We start from the raw sequence: 19,384 nt of genomic DNA, 5'->3' as shown, positions 1-19,384 counted from the left end.
ATTTTTTATGTGCGATCAATCAGCTCAAGAGCGGATCAATCTTCGCGATAGCGACGCAGCTTCAACTGCTTACCGGCAACGCGAGTGTCCTTCAGTTTGGTCAGCAACTTCTCCAGACCATCTTCCGGCAGCTCGACGAGGCTGAAGCTGTCACGTACCTGGATGCGGCCGATGGCTTCACGAGCCAAACCGCCTTCATTCAGGATAGCGCCCAGCAGGTTCTTGGCAGCGATACCGTCACGCGCACCCAGCGCGGTACGGCAACGAGCACGACCTTCAGCCAATGGAACCGGAGCACGACGCTCGCGATCACCACGGTCCGGACGATCACCGGTACGCTCTGGACGATCGCCACGCGGTGCATTGTTCGGCACCAGTGGACGTTCTTTCTCGATCGCAGCCAGGGTCAACGCCTGAGCGTTGGTTGCCTTGCGCAGCAGAGCAGCGGCCAGTGCACGCGGAGTGCAACCGATGTCGGCAGTCAGACGATCCAGCAGATCACCGTGGGTCGATTCGGCATCAGCTACCAGCGGCGACAGGCTGTTGGTCAGTTTCTTGATGCGGGCATCGAGAACGGCCTGAGCGTCCGGCAGGCGAACTTCGGCAACCTTTTGACCGGTTACACGCTCGATCACTTGCAGCATGCGGCGCTCACGCGGAGTCACCAGCAGCAGTGCACGACCTTCGCGACCGGCACGGCCGGTACGGCCGATACGGTGAACGTAGGACTCTGGGTCGTACGGCATGTCAACGTTGAACACGTGAGTGATGCGCGGAACGTCCAGGCCACGAGCAGCAACGTCGGTCGCCACAACGATGTCCAGACGGCCATCCTTGAGGGATTCGATCACGCGCTCACGTTGGTTCTGAGCAATGTCACCGTTCAGCGCAGCGGCTTTGTAGCCTTTGGCTTCCAGGGCACTGGCCAGGTCCAGGGTCGCTTGCTTGGTGCGCACGAACATGATCAGGGCGTCGAAATCTTCCACTTCCAGCAGGCTCAATACAGCCGAGGTCTTCTGGTCAGCGTGAACCAACAGGTGAGCCTGTTCGATCGCGGTAACGGTCTGAGTCTTGGTCTGGATCTTCACGTGTTGCGGATCGCGCAGATGGCGTTCGGCAATGGCACGGATCGACTGTGGCAGAGTGGCCGAGAACAATACGGTCTGACGGGTTGCTGGCAGAGCCTTGAAGATGACTTCGAGGTCGTCCATGAAACCCAGTTTGAGCATTTCGTCCGCTTCGTCGAGAACCAGGTGGTTCACGGTAGCCAGGACTTTTTCGTCACGACGCAGGTGGTCGCAAAGACGGCCCGGAGTGGCGACAACGATCTGTGCGCCATTACGGATTGCTTTCAGTTGTGGACCCATAGGGGCGCCGCCGTAAACGGCCACAACGGTAACGCCCGGCATTTGCTTGGCGTAGGTTTCGAAAGCGGTTGCTACTTGCAGCGCCAACTCACGGGTTGGCGCCAGGATCAGGGCTTGCGGTTCGCGCTTTGCAGGATCGATGCGATGCAGGATTGGCAGAGCGAACGCGGCGGTTTTACCGGTACCGGTTTGCGCTTGGCCAATCATGTCGTGGCCGGCCATGATGATCGGGATCGATTGCTGCTGAATAGCCGAAGGCTCTTCGTAGCCGGTCGCAATGACGGCTGCAAGGATATTCGGATTAAGATTAAAAGCGGCGAAGCCGCCGGTTTCCTGGGTCATGGGTCTGCCTCTAAGTGCATCCGCAAAGACCCATGCTCCAAAGCTGCGCATGCCGTGTAAGACTCAAGAGTCGCCCTGGCTGCTTTGTCGGCGGGGATTTGCGAAAACGAATGAATGAAAAAGATTCGTCAAGGGAGAGTCCGCTGTGCGGACGTGCAGCCGAAGCTGACTTCGGGGAATTGCGCTACCTAAACGCGGCCCGGTTAAAGGCCGGCGCGCACTATACCGGAATTCGCCCAAAAAGGGAGCATTATTTGTCGGAAAACTGACGGATACACCGTTGTGTCACAGGCTTTGCGGATAATCCTGACACGGTCTATTTTTCAAAGGCCCGGCCCTGCTGGTGATGGCGCTAAAACGGTTCATCGTTAGCAAGCAGACCTGCGGTCTGACACACCCTTCCCGCCCGAGGAATTGTTCCATGAATCAGCCCGCTTGCAGTCGCGTCACCCGCGAACGACACGGTCATGTCCTGATGATCGGCCTGGATCGGGTGGCCAAGCGCAACGCCTTCGACCTTGAACTGCTCAACGAACTGAGCCTGGCCTACGGCGAATTCGAGGCCGATAACGAGGCGCGGGTCGCGGTGGTGTTCGGTCATGGCGAGCATTTCACCGCCGGGCTCGATCTGGTCAGTGCCAGCGCGGCGTTGGCCGAAGGCTGGCAGGCCCCGCCGGGTGGCTGCGATCCGTGGGGTGTTTTTGCCGGCCCCCGCGTCAGCAAACCGGTGATTGTTGCCGCTCAAGGCTACTGCCTGACCATCGGCATCGAGTTGATGCTGGCCGCTGACATCAACCTGTGCGCCAGTAACACCCGCTTTGCCCAGAAAGAAGTGCAGCGCGGGATTTTTCCGTTTGGCGGCGCCACATTGCGCCTGCACCAGGTCGCCGGCTGGGGCAATGCCATGCGCTGGCTGCTCACCGGTGATGAGTTTGATGCGCATGACGCGTTGCATCTGGGTCTGGTGCAGGAAGTCATGGCCAGCGAGGATCTGCTGCCAAGGGCGATTGAATTGGCGGAACGGATTGCCCGGCAGGCGCCATTGGGCGTGCAGGCGACGTTGATGTCGGCGCGGCAGGCGCGCTATGAAGGGGAAACGGCGGCGGCGCAGGGATTGCCGCCGCTGGTGAAGAAGTTGTTGGCGAGTGAGGATGCCAAGGAGGGGGTGCGGTCGATGGTCGAGAAGCGGCCCGGTATCTTCAAAGGGCTTTGATTTTGTGTTGGTTTTTCGGACTTAATCGCGGGCAAGCCTTGCTCCTACAAGGGTTATCCACAACCTGTAGGAGCAAGGCTTGCCCGCGATGAGGCCATTACAGGCAACACATTTAAGTCGCCGGGCGAATCGCCTTGATCAGCGACTGCAACGAATACCCCAATCGCGGCGCCAGCCCTTCGGCCCGGGCGAGCAAACCGTCCATGTCCAATTCCTGATCCAGCTCCGAAGGCACGATCAAAATCACATTGCCCTCCTTCACCGGCAGCTCCCAGTAATGCCGGTGATAAAGCCCGCGCAACAACGCCGCGCCCAACGGTTTTCCATCATCGGTGGCCCATTGATTGATCACCAGCCAGCCCCCCGGATTCAAGCGCTTCTGACAGTTTTCCAGAAAGCTCCAGGCCAGATGCCCGACACCCGGACCGACATCGGTGTAAAGGTCGACGAAAATCAGGTCCGCCGGCTCAGCGGTGTCGAGCAATTCCAGCGCATCACCCACCCGGATATACAACCGAGGATCATCATCCAGCCCCAGGTATTCAATGGCCAGGCGCGGTACGTCCGGGCGCAATTCAATCGCTTCGACATCTTCCAGCGGCAGAAACTTCAGGCAGGCCTGAGTCAGCGTGCCCGCGCCAAGCCCCAGAAACAGCGCGCTTTCCGGCTGCTCGTGGCACAGCGCACCGATCAGCATCGCCCGGGTGTAGTCGTACTCGAGCCAGCTCGGATCAGCGGTGAAGACGCAGCTCTGCTCGATGGCATCGCCGAACTCCAGAAAACGGTAGTCGGCGACTTCCAGCACGCGTATCACGCCGAACTCATCCTGTACCTCGGCGAGCAGATGCTCGACGCGCTCCTCAGTCATTTCGTCTCCTGATTGCTGCCGCGCCGACCTGTGATAAACAGCAGCGCAATAAAACCGCGAGGGGGCGCGGCAAAGGCGCGATTGTCCGCGAAGCGACGGGAACAGGTCACGCACTAATTGCTGATAACATAACCGTCCGAGCGTAAAACACTAGAGAACGTGATGAGCCAACCCTGGAGCCCTGACAGCTGGCGCGCCCTGCCGATCCAGCAACAACCTCAATACCCCGACGCCGCTCACTTGCAGCAAGTCGAGCAAACCCTGGCCGGTTATCCGCCGCTGGTGTTTGCCGGTGAGGCCCGGGAGTTGCGCCGTCAGTTTGCCGAAGTGACCCAGGGGCGCGCCTTCCTGTTGCAGGGCGGCGATTGCGCCGAGAGCTTTGCCGAGTTCTCTGCCGCGAAAATCCGCGACACCTTCAAAGTCCTGCTGCAAATGGCGATCGTCATGACCTTCGCCGCCGGTTGCCCGGTGGTCAAGGTCGGGCGCATGGCCGGTCAGTTCGCCAAACCGCGTTCGGCCAATGACGAAACCATCGACGGCGTGACCCTGCCCGCCTACCGTGGCGACATCGTCAACGGCATCGGTTTCGACGAGAAAAGCCGCGTGCCGGACCCGGAACGCCTGCTTCAGTCTTACCATCAGTCCACCGCCACCCTGAACCTGCTGCGGGCATTCGCCCAGGGCGGGTTTGCCGATCTGCATCAGGTGCACAAGTGGAACCTGGACTTCATCGCCAACTCGGCACTGGCGGAAAAATACAGCCACCTGGCCGACCGCATCGATGAAACCCTGGCGTTCATGCGCGCCTGCGGCATGGACACTTCGCCGCAATTGCGCGAAACCAGTTTCTTCACCGCCCACGAAGCGCTGCTGCTCAACTACGAAGAAGCCTTCGTACGGCGCGACAGCCTGACCAACGATTACTACGATTGCTCGGCGCACATGCTGTGGATCGGCGACCGCACCCGCCAGCTCGATGGCGCACACGTCGAATTCCTGCGTGGGGTGAACAACCCGATCGGGGTCAAGGTCGGCCCAAGCATGAACCCTGAAGACCTGATTCGCCTGATTGACGTGCTGAACCCGGACAACGATCCGGGCCGGCTGAACCTGATCGCGCGAATGGGTGCGAACAAGGTTGGCGATCATTTGCCGGCGCTGATCCGCGCAGTGCAGCGCGAAGGCAAGCAGGTGCTGTGGAGCTCCGACCCGATGCACGGCAACACCATCAAGGCCAGCAGCGGCTACAAAACCCGCGACTTCGCGCAGATCCTTGGCGAGGTGAAGCAATTCTTCCAGGTTCACCAGGCGGAAGGCAGTTATGCCGGCGGTATCCACATCGAGATGACCGGGCAGAACGTGACTGAATGCATTGGTGGGGCGCGGCCGATTACTGAGGATGGGCTGTCGGACCGGTATCACACCCATTGCGATCCGCGGATGAATGCGGATCAGTCGCTGGAATTGGCTTTTCTTATTGCGGAGACACTGAAACAGGTTCGGCGTTAAGCCAGCAGGTTCTTTATTGCTTGACTGGCCGCCATCGCGGGCAAGCCCGCTCCCACAGGGTTTAGGTGATCCATGTGGGAGCGGGCTTGCCCGCGATGGCGGCCGCTTAAACACCAGAGAATTGAGCCAATGCCACTCTTAACCTGTCGGCACTCACCCGCTGACAATTCAACTGCACCCGCTCAAGCCCCAACCAGTCCGCCATCCGCTGCAGATTGACTGCCAAAGCTTGCATCCCTTCATCATCCAGCCCCGGCTCTTCCTCGTGTACCGCGTGCACCGCCAACCGTCCCAACGCCCGCTCCGCCCGCAGATCCACCCGCGCGGCAATCCGTTCATTGTGCAAAAACGGCAACACGTAATACCCGTAAACCCGCTTGTCCTGCGGTGTATAAATCTCCAGCCGGTAGCGGAAATCAAACAACCGCTCGGTACGACTGCGTTCCCAGATCAGCGAATCAAACGGTGAAAGCAATGCACTGGCCGCAACCTTGCGCGGCACTTTCGGCTCGGGCAGGCAATACGCCGCTTGCCGCCAGCCTTGCACTTCGCAGGTCAGCAACTCACCGGCCTCGACCAGTTCCGCCAGACGCGGGCGACTGTCTGCCGGGTTCAAGCGAAAATAGTCCCGGAGGTCTTTTTCCGTGCCGACACCCAATGCCGTCACCGCATGCAATAACAGGCCGCGCTGAGCCTCGGCCTCACTTAATTCCGGCTGCTGCAAAATGGCCGAAGGAATCACCCGCTCCGGCAAATCATAAAGTCGTTCGAAACCACGCCGGCCGGCCACCGTCACTTCGCCGGCGGCAAACAACCATTCCAGCGCATGCTTTTCCGCGCTCCAGTCCCACCACGGCCCGGCCCGTTCCTCACGAGTCGACAGGCTTCCGGCACCCAGCGCGCCGAGTTCTTCGACCGAGGCCAGCACCCGGCGAATGGTGTCCTGTTGTTCACGCCCGAAACGCGCCAGTTGCTGATAGATATCTTCGCCACGCGTAGCGCGCTGCATGCGCCAACGCATCAGGGGATACATCGACAACGGCAGCAACGAGGCTTCGTGCCCCCAGTATTCAAACAACGTGCGACGTCGGCCCTGACTCCAGGCAGCCTGATCGAGTAAGTCGGATGAGTAATTTCCAAGGCGGGAAAACAAGGGAAGGTAGTGCGAACGCACTAACGCGTTGACCGAATCGATCTGCAAAATACCCAGCCGTTCGATCAGTCGATTGAGTTGAACAGGCGTGATCGTCGCTGGCGGCTGGCGCCCGTTGAACCCTTGGGCAGCCAGTGCCAGACGTCGAGCTTGTCGGTTGGAAAAGGACAGCGTTGCGGGCATGAATACCTCCGTGTCTGCTCGCAACCTACCTCACCAGAGAGGGGTTTGTGTAGCAATGGCCTCATCATTTATGCATCGGATCATCCCAGAAGGGTCTGACCGATTCATGTTCGACATCGGCACGACTGACGCCTATGTCCTTGAGTGCTTCATCGCTCAGACTCGCCAGCAATTCGCGCTCACGATGAAGTTCGTACCAGCGGGTAAACTTGTGCAGCAGATCGGATACCGCATGAATGGAGAATCTTTCTTCCGTTACGTGTTGATGTTGACCTTTCATCTCGTTGTCCTCCGTTGGGGATGGCTCAAGTCTCGCTCGAGGGATAAGATCAATCCAACGAATGTTTCTGATGGTAACCATCTCGGAGATTGATGGATGTCAGCTTTCCCCAGTATCGATACGGATGTCCTGCGTACCTTTGTCGCCATCGCCGACCAGGGCGGTTTCACCCGCGCCGGTGAATTGGTCAATCGCACGCAGTCGGCGGTGAGCATGCAGATGAAACGTCTGGAAGAGGACGTGTTGCAGCGCCAACTGTTCGAACGCGATGGGCGACAGGTCAAACTGACCGCCGAAGGCCAGGTTTTGCTGGGGTATGCGCGGCGCATCCTCAAACTCCACAGCGAAGTGTTCAACACGCTGCGGGAGCCGCACATGGTCGGCACCGTGCGCATCGGCACACCGGACGATTACGTGATGCGCTTTCTGCCGGGGATTTTGTCGCGCTTCGCCAAGAGCTATCCGCTGATCCAGATCGAGGTTCACTGCGAATCATCAAAACAATTGCTGCAACGTCAGGACCTGGACCTGTCCATCGTCACTCGCGAGCCCGGGACCGAGATTGGCCAGTTGTTACGCAAGGAACGTTTCGTCTGGGCCGAAGCGCAATGCTTCAGCGCCCATGAGCAGACGCCATTGCCTCTGGCGATGTTCAACAGTGATTGTTTCTGCCGGCTGTGGGCGTGTAACGCACTGGATGCGATGGGCCGTGATTACCGGATTGCCTACAACAGTTCGAGCCTGTCGGCATTGATGGCCGTGGTCAGCGCCGGGCTGGCGGTGACCGCGCAACTGGAAAGCCTGATCACCCCGGACATGCGCATCCTCGGTGAGGCCGAAGACCTGCCGCAATTACCGGAAGCCTGCATCATGCTCGTGCGCAATCTGCACAACCCGTCGCCGATCACCGAGTGCCTGGCCGAGCACATTGTCGAAGGCTTCAAACTTTAAGCGCGAGCATCACCGCCGAGCACACCAGAAAACCGCAGAACAACCCGCGCAGCAGACGCTCCGGCATTGCGTGGGCGATCTTTACGCCCCAACTGATGCTCATCAACCCGCCGATGGCCAACGGCACGCCAATCAGCCAGTCGACCTGATGGTGCGCCGCGTAAGTCACCAGCGTGACGCCGGTGCTGGGTAACGCCAGCGCCAGCGACAACCCTTGGGCCACCACCTGACTGGTGCCAAACAGGCTGGTCAACACCGGCGTCGCCACCACCGCCCCGCCTACACCAAACAAGCCGCCCATGGTCCCGGAAGCCGCGCCGAGCACACCCAGCCATGGCCAGCCGTAATGCATCTGCGCCGAGGCGGGGGTATTGGCGATGAACATTCGGAACAGGTTGTAGGCCGACAGCGCCACCAGGAACGCGACAAAACCGCTGCGCATGGTTTGCGCATCGATGCCGACCGCCCAGATCGAACCGATCCAGGCAAAACAGAAGCCCATCGACGCCAAGGGCAGCGCGTGACGCAATTCAATGCGATTGCGCTGGTGATAGCGCCACAGCGCCAGCATGACGTTGGGTACGACCATCACCAGCGCGGTGCCTTGGGCGATTTGTTGATCAAGCCCGAACAGGACGCCCAGCAACGGGATCGCGATCAAACCGCCGCCGATCCCGAACAACCCGCCGAGGGTGCCGAGGGCCGCGCCAAACACCAGATACATCACAAACTCGATCACGGGCGATTCCTCTTTTGTCAGGGTGTTCATGCTACGCAGTCCGCGATGGCGCGGAAACGCACAGCACCGCACAATGGCTGTGCCAACTTCGCATAGCCGTGATCACCATGAACCCTAATCAATTGACCGAACAGCTTGGGCTGTTTCTGGATGTGCTGGAATCCGGAAGCTTCTCCGCGGCCTCCCGCCGCCATCCCCTGACCCCATCGGCCGTGGCGCGGCGCATTGATAGTCTGGAAAAGGCCGTCGGCAGCCAGTTGTTCACCCGCAGCACTCACGCCGTGATGGCGACCCCGGCGGGCCTGGCCTTTGCCGAGCGCGCCCGACGAATCGTCGCCGAGCTTCGGCTGGCACGGGCCGAAGCGGTGTCCCTGAGCAGCGCGCCGGAAGGCTTGATCAGAATCGATGCGCCCGCGGCATTCGGGCGACGGCATCTGGCCCCGGTGATTGCCGATTTCCTGATGCTGTACCCCGGCCTCGACGTACAACTGCACCTGATCGACAGCTTCGTCGACATGCAAGGCTTGAACCTGGGCAAGGTCGATCTGGTATTGCGCGCCGGACAGATGGCCGACACCCGACTGGTGGCCACGCCACTGGCGAGCCTGGTGCGCATTGCCTGCGCCAGCCCGGACTATCTGCAACGCCGCGGTGTGCCAACCGAGCCCGCACAGTTAGTCGATCACGAAGGCCTCGATTGGGATGGACTCGCCCCGCCCTTCGCGTGGCGCTTCGAACGTGACGGGCAAATGCATTTGCATCGCCCGACGCGGATCCGCATGAGCGCCAACAATGCCGAAGCGCTGGTCTGTGGCGCATTGGCCGGGCTGGGCATCGCCCACCTGCCGACCTGGCTGGCCAGTGAATACCTGCTGCGCGGTGAATTGCTGCCGCTGTTCTGCGAAAACGGTCTGCCCAAACCGGAGAGCGCCGGCATCTATGCCTTGCGATTGGCGCAACAGCCCAACTCGCGCAGCCGGTTGTTGCTGGAATACCTCAAGACTCGCTTCAGCCCGATCCCGCCGTGGGACCTGGCACTGCAAAACACGCTGGATCGCCACTAGTCGAAAATTATATGGCGCATTAAAGATTCGCCCGCTAGATTCATGAGGATTACCGATCAAGGCTTTTGAGATGACCACCGAACGCGACACCCCGGATAACTGCGAACAACTGCTGCTGGATAATCAGGCGTGTTTCGCCCTGCACTCGACTTCGCTACTGATGACCAAGGTCTATAAACCGCTGTTGCAAGCGCTGGGCCTGACCTATCCGCAATACCTGGCGATGATGGTGCTGTGGGAACGCGATGGTTTGACCGTGGGTGAAATCAGCACGCGCCTGCTGACCGATCCCGGTTCGCTGACGCCGTTGCTCAAACGCCTGGAGGTCGAAGGCCTGCTCAGCCGCACCCGCAGCCGCGAAGACGAACGGGTGGTGATCGTCGAACTCACTGAACAAGGTCGCGCCTTGCGGGAAAAGGCACGCAGCATTCCGCAGTGCATCCTCGGCGCCAGCGGGATGACCGTGGAGCGACTGAACAAACTGCAAGCGGAGCTGCAAGTGCTGCGCGACAATTTGCAGAACAGCCTCTGATCCCTCTACCACCTGAATCCCTGTAGGAGTGAGCCTGCTCGCGATAGCGGTGTGACATTCGAACATTGATGTCGATTGATGCACCGCTATCGCGAGCAGGCTCACTCCTACATTGGTTTTGTTGTGTGCTTTCAACCTCGTTCAGCCCTTCCTCAAAAAATTTTCAGTCCTGAAAATCTCGCCTCGACCGCTCTAACTCGGCCCTCCGTATCATCCGCCCAAATCCCGACCAAAACTTTTTCAAAAATTTATCTTGCGCGCAAAATACTTGCGCGATACATTCATCTCGCACTTACTTAGCGCGCAAACATTTAGCGCAAAACATCAAACCCGAATGAGGCTCACACCATGCAAACTCTCTACACCGCAATCGCAACCTCCACTGGCGGCCGTGATGGTCGTGCCGTTTCCAGCGACAACATCCTCGACGTCAAACTCGCTACCCCGAAAGAACTCGGCGGTGCGGGCGGCGCAGCGACCAACCCTGAGCAACTGTTCGCTGCCGGTTACTCCGCCTGCTTCATCGGCGCGCTGAAATTCGTTGCCAGCCAGACCAAACGCACCATCCCGAACGACGCCTCGATCACCGCCCATGTCGGCATCGGCCAAATCCCTGGCGGCTTCGGTCTGGACATCGACCTGCACATCAGCTTGCCGGGCCTTGAACAAGCCGACGCGCAATCCCTGGTCGACGCTGCCCACCAGGTCTGCCCGTATTCCAACGCCACCCGTGGCAACGTCGATGTGCGCCTGCACGTCACCGTCTAACCGCTGATCCCAAAGTCCGAACAGGAAACGAACATGAACGCTTTCAGCAAAGTCTTGACCGGCACCCTTCTCGCCCTGTCCATCGGCAACGCGTTTGCAGGCGACGGTGTTGAACACAACACCCAGGCCTTCCTCGACGTACTGAATGCCGGCACCGGCAAACCGATGGAGCAACTCACCCCGAAGGACGCCCGTGCCGTGCTGACGGGTGCGCAAGCCTCGGTGAAACTGACACTGCCTAAAGCGGATGTCAGCGAGAAGACCATTCAAGTCGATGGCCAACCGCTGCGCCTGACCATCGTCCGGCCGGCCGGGGTCAAGGGCGAGCTGCCCGTGTTCATGTTCTTCCATGGTGGTGGCTGGGTGTTGGGCGACTTCCCGACCCACGAACGATTGGTGCGTGATCTGGTAACGGGCTCGGGGGCAGTGGCGGTGTTCGTCAATTACACCCCGTCGCCAGAAGCGCATTACCCGGTGGCGATCAACCAGGCGTATGCGGCGACCCAATGGGTGGCCGAGCACGGCAAAGAGATCAATGTCGACAGCAAACGTCTGGCCGTGGCCGGCAACAGCGTCGGTGGCAACATGGCGGCCGTGGTTGCACTGATGGCCAAGGACAAGGGCACACCGGCGATCAAGTTCCAGGTGCTGCTGTGGCCGGTAACGGATGCGAACTTCGAAACGGCGTCATACAACCAGTTCGCCGAGGGGCACTTCCTCACCAAAAACATGATGAAGTGGTTCTGGGACAACTACACCACCGACGCCGACCAGCGTAACGAGATCTACGCCTCGCCGCTGCGGGCAACCACCGCCCAACTGAAGGGCTTGCCACCTGCACTGGTGCAGACGGCGGGCGCTGACGTGCTGCGCGACGAGGGTGAAGCCTATGCTCGCAAGCTTGATGAGGCAGGGGTGGCAGTGACGTCGGTTCGCTACAACGGCATGATCCACGACTACGGTTTGCTCAACGTGGTGAGCCAGGTGCCTGCGGTGCGTTCGGCGATGCTGCAAGCGTCGCAAGAGCTCAAAGAACACCTGAAGAAGTAACACCGCTCCTACAGGGGTGCAACGTTGAATTCGAAATTGCGCCCACAAAAAAGCCCGACTCAGAGGTCGGGCTTTTTCATTCCTTAAGCAGTGCTTATTTAGCACGGCCTTTGTAGGAACCGCCTTCGCGGGTATCGATCTCGATCATGTCGCCGATTTCGATGAAGTCAGCAACCGACAGCTCGGTACCGTTCTTCAGTTTGGCAGGCTTCATGACCTTGCCGGAAGTGTCACCGCGAGCGGAACCTTCGGTGTAGTCAACCTGACGCACGATAGTGGTCGGCAGTTCTACGGAAACCAGACGCTCTTCGAAGAAGATCGCTTCGCAAACATCGGTCATGCCTTCTTCAACGAAAGGCAGAACGGCTTCGATGTCTTCAGCGTTCAGCTCGTACATGGTGTAGTCAGTGGTGTCCATGAACGTGTAGGTGTCGCCGCTGATGAAGGACAGGGTCGCTTCTTTGCGGTCGAGGATTACGTCGTCCAGTTTGTCGTCAGCGCTGTAAACGATCTCGGTCTTGTAACCGGTCAGCAGGTTTTTCAGCTTGGTCTTCATGATCGCGCTGTTACGACCGGATTTGGTGAATTCAGCTTTCTGAACCAGCCAAGGATCGTTTTCGAGACGGATCACGGTACCGGGTTTCAGTTCTTTACCAGTTTTCATTGCGAATATCCGAATTTGGATGGGATTTACAAAAATCTAGGCCGCGTATCATATCCAATTTACATAAAACTGTACCAGCGCCGCGGCAAGATCGGCCTGCAAGGCTTGTTCCAGACACCACGCCTCGGCGTGTTTTTGCAGCTCTGGCCAGTGTTTGCGGGCTGTGCGCCAGTGGTCGGACATATCATGACCGGCATTCCAGGCGTGCCAAAGACCGTTTATCGCCTGGCTGGCGGGCTCGGACAGGCCTTTTGTGTACAACGCGAGGAACGCATCGAGCTTGTCCAGGTGGATGTCTTCCTCCTGCTGATAGATGTGCCAGAGCATCGGCCGACCCGCCCATTGAGCGCGAACGAAGGAGTCTTCACCGCGCACGGCGTTGAAATCGCAGCACCAGAGCAGGTGATCATATTGATCCTGTCGGACGAACGGCAGCACCTGGACGGTCAATCCGTCGCGAACATGAAGCGCCCCCGCGGCCAATCCTTCAACGCCGAGCCAGCGTTCGACATCGCCGAGAATCCGCCCCTCGGGCACCAGCAAATGTGTGGGCGACGAATCGGCGGCCAGTACATCCAGCCAACTCGACAACCCGGCATTCTCATAGGCAAACAGCGAGATCAATTGCGCGTTCGGCGCACGATCAATGCCCAACCCTTGAAGGAATTCGCGTTGAGTCTCGGGACTTTGCTGAAACTGTCGGCGACGCTCAAGCAATCCACTTTCACGCAGCAGACCGCCGGTGCCCGGCCGGAATCCCGGGAAGAAGAAGTACTTCTGCACCGTTTTGTATTTGACCGACGGCAAACCGTGGCAGCCGATCACCCAGTCCTCGGCGCTCAGATAATCGAGGTTCATCCACAGCGGCGGCTTTACGCGCTCGGCCATGGCGTCCATGTAGGCGCTCGGCAATTGGCAGGCGAATGCGGCGATGACCACGTCCGCCGCGTCGGTGGCCAGCCACTCGGTCGGCCATTGGCGCACTTCGACACCGGCCTGCCATTGCTGCGCGACATGGCTATCGATCTCGGGACACAGACGTTCGAAGGCGCGCAGGTCATCGACCCACAAGCGCACCTCCAGCCCGTGGTCGGCCACCAGTTGGCGAGCCAGGCGCCAAGTCACGCCGATGTCGCCAAAGTTGTCGACCACGGTGCAAAAAATATCCCAGCGCCGGCGGTTTTTCACTTGAGGCAGTTCAGGCATTCCAGGTTCCCGTTGGCAAAGGCACCGATTGTCCGCATAAATTACCTCGTGCAGAAGAGCCGACGGCGATTAATCTTCGTGCGACAATCGCCACTCGCCCGCGACCATCCGCCAGGAGGCAGCCATGCCCTACCGTCCCAACCCGCGCCGCCCGTTGCCGATCCAGCTTAACGCCCTGCGATTGACCGGCAGCATTGCCCTTGGTATGTGGCTGGGATTTATCGCCATCGCGCTGACCTGCTGGCTCGTCTCAGCGGTGTTTTTCAAAGAGCAACTGGCACCGGTAGCCGCCGCCGTGGAACAACTGGCCAAGCCGCCGATTGTCGAACAGCCAAGGCCGGATATTCCACCGCAGAGCCCGTTGTTCGAGCAATACGAAGAGAACCTGCGCAAGAACGAACAGCAGGTGCGCATGGATCAGGCCCGCAGCAGCAGCCGCAATCTGTCCAATCCAAAATGCCAGTTCTGGTTGCAGCAGGACCATACCGCGCCGAGCGAAAAAAGCCGCGCCAATGTCCTGCAATTCTGCGACTGATCATGAACAAACAGACCGTCCACCAATTGATTCTCGACAAGCTGCGGATTGATCTCGACATCGCAGAGCGTGCCGCGCAAACCGCCTACGAAACCGCGACCCACGAAGAAAACATCGCCGAAAACAAGTACGACACCCTGGGGCTGGAGGCGTCCTATCTGGCAGCCGGGCAGGCCAAACGGGTGGAGGAAATCCGCCAGTCACTGGCGCTGTGCCAAAATCTGATGCTGCGCCCTTATGATGATCAGCGCGGCATCGAAGTCGGCGCACTGCTCGGCCTGGAAGACGAGAACGGTCGTGAGCAATGGCTGTTTCTGGCCCCCGATGCGGCCGGCCTGAAGGTCGATCTGGTGGGGCAACTGATCACCGTCATCACCCCCCGCTCGCCGCTGGGCAAAAACCTGCTGGGCAAGTTCGAAGGGGATGAAGTGGAGATTCTGGTGGCGGGCGCTCGGCAACAGTTTTCTGTTACCGAGGTGGTCTAGAACAAACGATCAGTGGACCGGCAGTTCGACGCCGTCGAACAGTTCTTCCAGCTCCTGCTTGTTGTGGCACTGAATGGCTTTAGCCATCACTTCACGGGTCAGGTGCGGGGCAAACTTCTCGATGAAATCGCACATGAAGCCACGCAGGAAGGTGCCACGACGGAAACCGATTTTGGTGATGCTCGATTCAAACAAATCGCTCGCATCGAGCATGACCAGATCGCTATCGAGTTTGGCATCGACCGCCATTTTCGCCACGATGCCCACGCCCAGTCCCAAACGAACGTAAGTCTTGATCACGTCGGCGTCGGCGGCAGTGAACACCACTTTCGGTGTCAGGCCGCGATGGCTGAAGGCTTCGTCGAGCTTCGAACGGCCGGTAAAACCGAACACGTACGTCACGATCGGGTATTCGGCCAAGGCTTCGAGGGTCAGCTTCGACAGTTTGGTCAATGGGTGACCTTGTGGCACGACCACGCAGCGGTTCCAGCGGTAGCACGGCATCATCACCAGGTCGCCGAACAACTCCAGCGCTTCGGTGGCAATAGCGAAATCCACGGTGCCGTCAGCGGCCATTTCAGCGATCTGCATCGGCGAACCCTGGTGCATGTGCAGGGCAACGTCCGGGTATTGCTTGATGAAGGTGCTGATCACCGGTGGCAACGCATAACGTGCCTGGGTGTGAGTGGTGGCGATCGACAGGGTGCCCTTTTTCTCGTTGGAGAATTCCTGGGCGATCTGCTTGATGCTTTCAACCTTGCGCAGGATTTCGCCGGCGGTGGTGATGATGCGTTCGCCAGCCGGGGTGACGCGGGTCAGGTGCTTGCCGCTGCGGGCGAACACCTCGACGCCCAGTTCGTCTTCCAGCAGGCGGATCTGTTTACTGATACCCGGTTGCGAGGTGTAAAGGCTTTGGGCAGTAGCGGAAACGTTGAGGTCGTGGTGCGCCACTTCCCAGATGTAGCGCAATTGTTGAAGCTTCATATGAATCCCTCAAAGCAGGTAGACGCCACGGGCATCAGCGACGGTATATAACTATATTAATGGCGTGAAGAATAAATCTAGAACTTTTTTGTCAAATTGCCACTATTTGTGTTCTAGCGATCTTCCTTGCGGCGACGCTCTACCAGTGGCACCAGATAGACCGGCACCCGCGCCAGCTGCAACACGCGCGCGGCGGTCCTGCCCAAAGGCGTTTCCGCGCCAGCACCATGGCTATGACTACCTACGATCAGCAAATCCACAGAGAGTTTCTGCGCCTGGTCGAGAATCACCTGCGACGGATCCCCCTGAAGTACGCGCACCGCGCGGATTCGCGCCAGATCCTGCTCCCCTTCATCCCCCAGCTCTTCGCGAAAACTGTCGAGCACCCGCTGCTCGATATTGGCAATGACGGTACTCAGGCCCTGACTGTGAAACTCGTTCAAGGCCTGTTCATCGAGATAACTTTGAAGCACCGATTCGGCAAACAGCCCCATGGGCTCAACCGCGTGGACCACATACAAGTCGGCATTGAATGTCCGCGCCAGGGCCAAGGCATGTTGCATCACCAACGGTGCATATAGGCCAAGGTCAGTGGCATACAGCATCGACTGAATCATAGGATCTCCTCGCAAGCCAACATGGCGGAGATTTGATTCAGCTTAGCAGTGCCTTGGCGAGTACGACGCTCTGCGTAACGCGTTGAACGGTAGGCTTAAACCTTTTGCTCGTTGCTTACGCCGTGCGGTACGTGACCGGTGGCGACGACTTCGCGGGCCAATTCGCAATGGCCAGCCTGATCGTCGAAAAACACATCGGCGGCAAACGCTTCGAGAAATGCCGATTTGGTCAGGCCACCGAGAAACAGTGATTCGTCCAGGCGAATATCCCATTCGCGCAACGTGCGGATCACGCGCTCGTGGGCCGGCGCCGAACGCGCCGTGACCAACGCCGTGCGGATCGGGCAGTCGTCGTCTGGAAACTCACGCTGCAACAGATTGAGGGCCGCCAGGAAGCCTTTGAACGGCCCTCCGCGCAATGGCTCACGGGCGGCTTCGCGCTCGCTGGCCTGAAACGCTTCCAGGCCGCCCGACTGGTAGACCCGCTCCGACTCGTCGGAAAACAGCACCGCATCGCCGTCGAAGGCAATCCGCAATTCATCGCTGGCCGCGCGGCTGGCACCGCCCGACAGAATGGTCGCCGCGGCGAAACCGGCCTCCAGTGCGCTACGCACGTCTTCGGCGTGCGTCGACAGAAACAGGTCACAACCAAAGGCCTTGAGATACGGATAGGGACTGCGCCCGCCGACAAACGCCGCGCGGGAAATTGCCAGCCCGTAGTGATGAATCGAGTTAAACACCCGCAACCCGGTGTCGGCGCTGTTGCGCGACACCAGGATCACCTCGACCCGGGCGCGACCAAGAAGGGTATTGAGGTTCAGGAGTTTCTGCACCAGCGGGAAGGCATCACCAGGCTCAAGGATTTCGTCCTCGTGCTCGATCTGGTATTGCCGGTAGGCCTCGACACCGCTCGACAGATACACCTTGTGGCTTTCGCTCAGGTCGAACAGTGCCCGCGAAGAAATCGCCAGCACCAGTTTGTCGTCGATAGTCTTGGCCATGCCCTTCCCCCCGGATTGATCGACTCAGGTATTTCGTCGATCGATAAAACTCAAACTGCGATACAAGGCTTCGATCAGCGGCAATTCGCACCCTGCCGCTTTGGCCGCAGCCAAGGGGCGCGCGTAAATCGCCGCCAGTTCCAGCGGTCGCTTGTGCAGGAAATCGTGGTACATGCTCGGCCAATAGTCCGGCATTTTTTCGGTCACCATGAACAGATGGTCAGCGTAACCGGCCGGAATGTCGTGACCACAGGCGATTGCGCCCTGCACCACTTCGGCCATCAATGCCTTGATCAATTCCCGGCTGTCAGCATCGGCCATCAATGGCGTGGTGCTGGCCCCCAACAGAACCGACAAACCGTTGTACGGAACATTCCAGACCAGTTTTTGCCAACGTGCCTGCTGCAGGTTCGGCATGGCCTGGGAATCGATGCCAGCGCTGCGGAACAGTCTGGCGCCCTCTTCTACAATCGCCACGCGCTCCACTTCATCGGCCGCAGGACCACTGTGATAGCCGATGTTGACCGCGCCGAGCGCCTGATGGGTAATTTCCCCGGGACCGGTGCGATGGACACAGATAAAACACAGCCCGCCGAGCAGGTGCAACGAGTCAGGAAGCAACTCTCGCAGGCTGTCTTCGACGTCCAGGCCATTCTGCAAGACCAGCACTTTGGCGTTCGCAGCAGCCGCCTGAATGATGGCGGGGGCCAGGTCGGCATTGCTGGTGGTTTTGGCGCCGACCAGCAACCAGTCGCAGGCGGGCATGTCTTCCGCGGATGAATAGGCCTGAACCGGGTTCAACGTCAGCGCGCCATGCGCCGCGCTGTCGAGTCGCAACCCGCGCTCGGCCACTGCTGAAAATTCACTGCGCAGCAAAAAGTGCACATCGAAGCCGGCACGCGCCAGCATCATCCCGTAGAACCCGCCGATTGCGCCGGTCCCGATCACACCGATTGTCGGCCTGGTCACTGCCCCCATCATGGCAACTCCTCTGCTGTTTTCATCAGCGCCCGTCCGACCGCTTCATTGAGTTCGGTACCGGTCAGGCGCGATTTTAACGCCCCGAAGAACTCACCGTCGCGCACTAAAAACAGCGCCGGCAAATGAAAAACCTGATAACGCTCGACCACCCCGCCATTGTTCCCCGCATCGATCCAGCACAGTCGATCGACTGCCAGATCGAGCCTTGGCAATTGCTCACGGGCAAATCGGCAACTGGCGCAGCCGACACTGGTAAAAATCACCAGGGAAACACCGGGCATTCCCAGCAGCCGTTGGTCGGCATCGAAATCGGTCAGTTCCAATTCGACCACTATACTGGGTGAAAGAATGTCAGATGGCCGACACAGGGAGTCCGTGTTCATGGGACGTTTTATTCCTCATCCTGATGATGTGCCCGTCGAATTAACGTTGCTCACACATGAGTGCATCTCGCGACAGCGCTTGCACACTATCAGCCTCGGGGGCATGGCTTGCAATTATCACAGGGCCTGGCGCCACGGCACGGCGCTGGAAGTGCGCATGCCGACCCTGAACCCCGACTTGCGCTACCTGGGCTATGTGGCCTGGTGCCTGCGGCGCAAACGCGGCTACCTGGTGGGCATTGCCTTTGTCGACGAGCAGATGATGTTCAGTGCCCGAATGGGCGAGCAAGTGTGCCAGATCGAACGCTATTGCCGCCTGCATGACGCACATGACGACTTGCAGGGTATTCAGGCGCTGGCCCTTGAATGGGTCCAGGCACATGCCGACGAGTTCTCTCACGACACCGTGCGCAAGGCATTTGCACAGGCTGTGCTGGATTAAACAGGTGTGTGCCCATTGTCGAGCAGGCGCCTAACGCGCTAAGGTTCGGGTCCCCGACGCGCTTAAT

The 19,384-nt window shown here is 59.3% G+C and carries 22 protein-coding genes; 10 read left to right on the top strand and 12 right to left on the bottom strand.

Annotated features, from left to right (window positions below; all coding sequences use genetic code 11):
- Positions 1-35: 35 nt before the first annotated feature.
- Positions 36-1,709 (bottom strand): DEAD/DEAH box helicase, encoded by a 1,674-nt coding sequence (locus tag SB725_RS22395; protein ID WP_007943712.1) that lies wholly within the window; start codon positions 1,707-1,709, stop codon positions 36-38.
- A 421-nt stretch (positions 1,710-2,130) separates the two neighbouring features.
- On the opposite strand from SB725_RS22395, the gene SB725_RS22390 reads away from it, so the two are divergent.
- Positions 2,131-2,922, top strand: coding sequence for a crotonase/enoyl-CoA hydratase family protein (locus SB725_RS22390; RefSeq protein WP_027925726.1), 792 nt, complete (start codon positions 2,131-2,133; stop codon positions 2,920-2,922).
- A 112-nt stretch (positions 2,923-3,034) separates the two neighbouring features.
- Here SB725_RS22390 and SB725_RS22385 read toward each other — a convergent pair whose 3' ends face one another.
- The gene (locus tag SB725_RS22385) at positions 3,035-3,790 is read right to left on the bottom strand and encodes a spermidine synthase (protein ID WP_027925725.1); all 756 of its coding nucleotides are present in this window, start codon (positions 3,788-3,790) and stop codon (positions 3,035-3,037) included.
- Positions 3,791-3,952: 162 nt separating this feature from the next.
- Here SB725_RS22385 and SB725_RS22380 point away from each other — a divergent pair, with 162 nt between their 5' ends.
- On the top strand, positions 3,953-5,299 hold the full coding sequence (locus SB725_RS22380; RefSeq protein WP_027925724.1) for a class II 3-deoxy-7-phosphoheptulonate synthase: 1,347 nt from the start codon (positions 3,953-3,955) through the stop codon (positions 5,297-5,299).
- 106 nt (positions 5,300-5,405) lie between these two features.
- Here the strand turns inward: SB725_RS22380 and SB725_RS22375 are convergent, their stop codons facing one another.
- Together SB725_RS22375 and SB725_RS22370 are read right to left on the bottom strand one after the other, a co-directional pair.
- Complete coding sequence (locus tag SB725_RS22375) at positions 5,406-6,635, bottom strand: winged helix-turn-helix domain-containing protein (RefSeq protein WP_194940716.1); 1,230 nt, start codon at positions 6,633-6,635, stop codon at positions 5,406-5,408.
- A 64-nt stretch (positions 6,636-6,699) separates the two neighbouring features.
- On the bottom strand, positions 6,700-6,915 hold the full coding sequence (locus SB725_RS22370; protein WP_027925722.1) for a DUF1127 domain-containing protein: 216 nt from the start codon (positions 6,913-6,915) through the stop codon (positions 6,700-6,702).
- 96 nt (positions 6,916-7,011) lie between these two features.
- On the opposite strand from SB725_RS22370, the gene SB725_RS22365 reads away from it, so the two are divergent.
- Positions 7,012-7,866, top strand: coding sequence for a LysR substrate-binding domain-containing protein (locus SB725_RS22365; protein ID WP_027925721.1), 855 nt, complete (start codon positions 7,012-7,014; stop codon positions 7,864-7,866).
- Here SB725_RS22365 and SB725_RS22360 read toward each other — a convergent pair.
- Positions 7,856-8,605 carry a sulfite exporter TauE/SafE family protein gene (locus SB725_RS22360; protein WP_027925720.1) on the bottom strand — a complete coding sequence of 250 codons (750 nt, stop codon included), beginning with the start codon at positions 8,603-8,605 and terminating at the stop codon, positions 7,856-7,858. The genes SB725_RS22365 and SB725_RS22360 overlap by 11 nt on opposite strands.
- A gap of 107 nt (positions 8,606-8,712) precedes the next feature.
- Between SB725_RS22360 and SB725_RS22355 the strand changes: the two genes are divergently transcribed.
- The 4 genes from SB725_RS22355 (at position 8,713) to SB725_RS22340 (ending at position 12,019) form a co-directional block, all read left to right on the top strand.
- Positions 8,713-9,669 carry a LysR family transcriptional regulator gene (locus tag SB725_RS22355; RefSeq protein ID WP_027925719.1) on the top strand — a complete coding sequence of 319 codons (957 nt, stop codon included), beginning with the start codon at positions 8,713-8,715 and terminating at the stop codon, positions 9,667-9,669.
- A 70-nt stretch (positions 9,670-9,739) separates the two neighbouring features.
- Positions 9,740-10,201, top strand: a complete 462-nt coding sequence (locus SB725_RS22350) for a MarR family winged helix-turn-helix transcriptional regulator (protein ID WP_027925718.1) — start codon at positions 9,740-9,742, stop codon at positions 10,199-10,201.
- Positions 10,202-10,549: 348 nt separating this feature from the next.
- The gene (locus SB725_RS22345; RefSeq protein ID WP_027925717.1) at positions 10,550-10,969 is read left to right on the top strand and encodes an organic hydroperoxide resistance protein; all 420 of its coding nucleotides are present in this window, start codon (positions 10,550-10,552) and stop codon (positions 10,967-10,969) included.
- A 33-nt stretch (positions 10,970-11,002) separates the two neighbouring features.
- The gene (locus SB725_RS22340) at positions 11,003-12,019 is read left to right on the top strand and encodes an alpha/beta hydrolase (RefSeq protein ID WP_027925716.1); all 1,017 of its coding nucleotides are present in this window, start codon (positions 11,003-11,005) and stop codon (positions 12,017-12,019) included.
- 94 nt (positions 12,020-12,113) lie between these two features.
- Here SB725_RS22340 and SB725_RS22335 read toward each other — a convergent pair whose 3' ends face one another.
- Both SB725_RS22335 and earP read right to left on the bottom strand, forming a co-directional pair.
- Positions 12,114-12,683 carry an elongation factor P gene (locus SB725_RS22335; protein ID WP_007943632.1) on the bottom strand — a complete coding sequence of 190 codons (570 nt, stop codon included), beginning with the start codon at positions 12,681-12,683 and terminating at the stop codon, positions 12,114-12,116.
- A 48-nt stretch (positions 12,684-12,731) separates the two neighbouring features.
- Entirely contained in the window at positions 12,732-13,889 is a 1,158-nt protein-coding gene (earP, locus tag SB725_RS22330; RefSeq protein ID WP_027925715.1) for an elongation factor P maturation arginine rhamnosyltransferase EarP, read from the bottom strand.
- A 124-nt stretch (positions 13,890-14,013) separates the two neighbouring features.
- Between earP and SB725_RS22325 the strand changes: the two genes are divergently transcribed.
- Complete coding sequence (locus SB725_RS22325; protein ID WP_027925714.1) at positions 14,014-14,424, top strand: hypothetical protein; 411 nt, start codon at positions 14,014-14,016, stop codon at positions 14,422-14,424.
- Between the two features lie 2 nt (positions 14,425-14,426).
- Positions 14,427-14,909, top strand: a complete 483-nt coding sequence (locus SB725_RS22320; protein WP_027925713.1) for a GreA/GreB family elongation factor — start codon at positions 14,427-14,429, stop codon at positions 14,907-14,909.
- Positions 14,910-14,918: 9 nt separating this feature from the next.
- On the opposite strand, the gene cysB is transcribed toward SB725_RS22320, so the two are convergent.
- From cysB to SB725_RS22295, 5 genes are all read right to left on the bottom strand, one after another.
- Complete coding sequence (gene cysB / locus SB725_RS22315; RefSeq protein ID WP_027925712.1) at positions 14,919-15,893, bottom strand: HTH-type transcriptional regulator CysB; 975 nt, start codon at positions 15,891-15,893, stop codon at positions 14,919-14,921.
- Positions 15,894-16,006: 113 nt separating this feature from the next.
- On the bottom strand, positions 16,007-16,510 hold the full coding sequence (locus SB725_RS22310; RefSeq protein ID WP_027925711.1) for a universal stress protein: 504 nt from the start codon (positions 16,508-16,510) through the stop codon (positions 16,007-16,009).
- A 95-nt stretch (positions 16,511-16,605) separates the two neighbouring features.
- Complete coding sequence (locus SB725_RS22305; RefSeq protein ID WP_027925710.1) at positions 16,606-17,511, bottom strand: 5'-nucleotidase; 906 nt, start codon at positions 17,509-17,511, stop codon at positions 16,606-16,608.
- 24 nt (positions 17,512-17,535) lie between these two features.
- Positions 17,536-18,492 carry a putative 2-dehydropantoate 2-reductase gene (locus tag SB725_RS22300; protein ID WP_027925709.1) on the bottom strand — a complete coding sequence of 319 codons (957 nt, stop codon included), beginning with the start codon at positions 18,490-18,492 and terminating at the stop codon, positions 17,536-17,538.
- Positions 18,489-18,875, bottom strand: coding sequence for a thioredoxin family protein (locus SB725_RS22295; protein ID WP_027925708.1), 387 nt, complete (start codon positions 18,873-18,875; stop codon positions 18,489-18,491). Before SB725_RS22295 ends, SB725_RS22300 begins: the two co-directional genes overlap by 4 nt.
- On the opposite strand from SB725_RS22295, the gene SB725_RS22290 reads away from it, so the two are divergent.
- Positions 18,874-19,317, top strand: coding sequence for a PilZ domain-containing protein (locus SB725_RS22290; protein ID WP_027925707.1), 444 nt, complete (start codon positions 18,874-18,876; stop codon positions 19,315-19,317). The genes SB725_RS22295 and SB725_RS22290 overlap by 2 nt on opposite strands.
- Positions 19,318-19,384 lie beyond the last annotated feature (67 nt).

Source organism: Pseudomonas sp. SIMBA_041 (assembly GCF_046535095.1).
Classification (GTDB): Bacteria; Pseudomonadota; Gammaproteobacteria; order Pseudomonadales; family Pseudomonadaceae; genus Aquipseudomonas; species Aquipseudomonas mucoides.
This window is presented reverse-complemented; position numbering and strand designations above follow the sequence as displayed.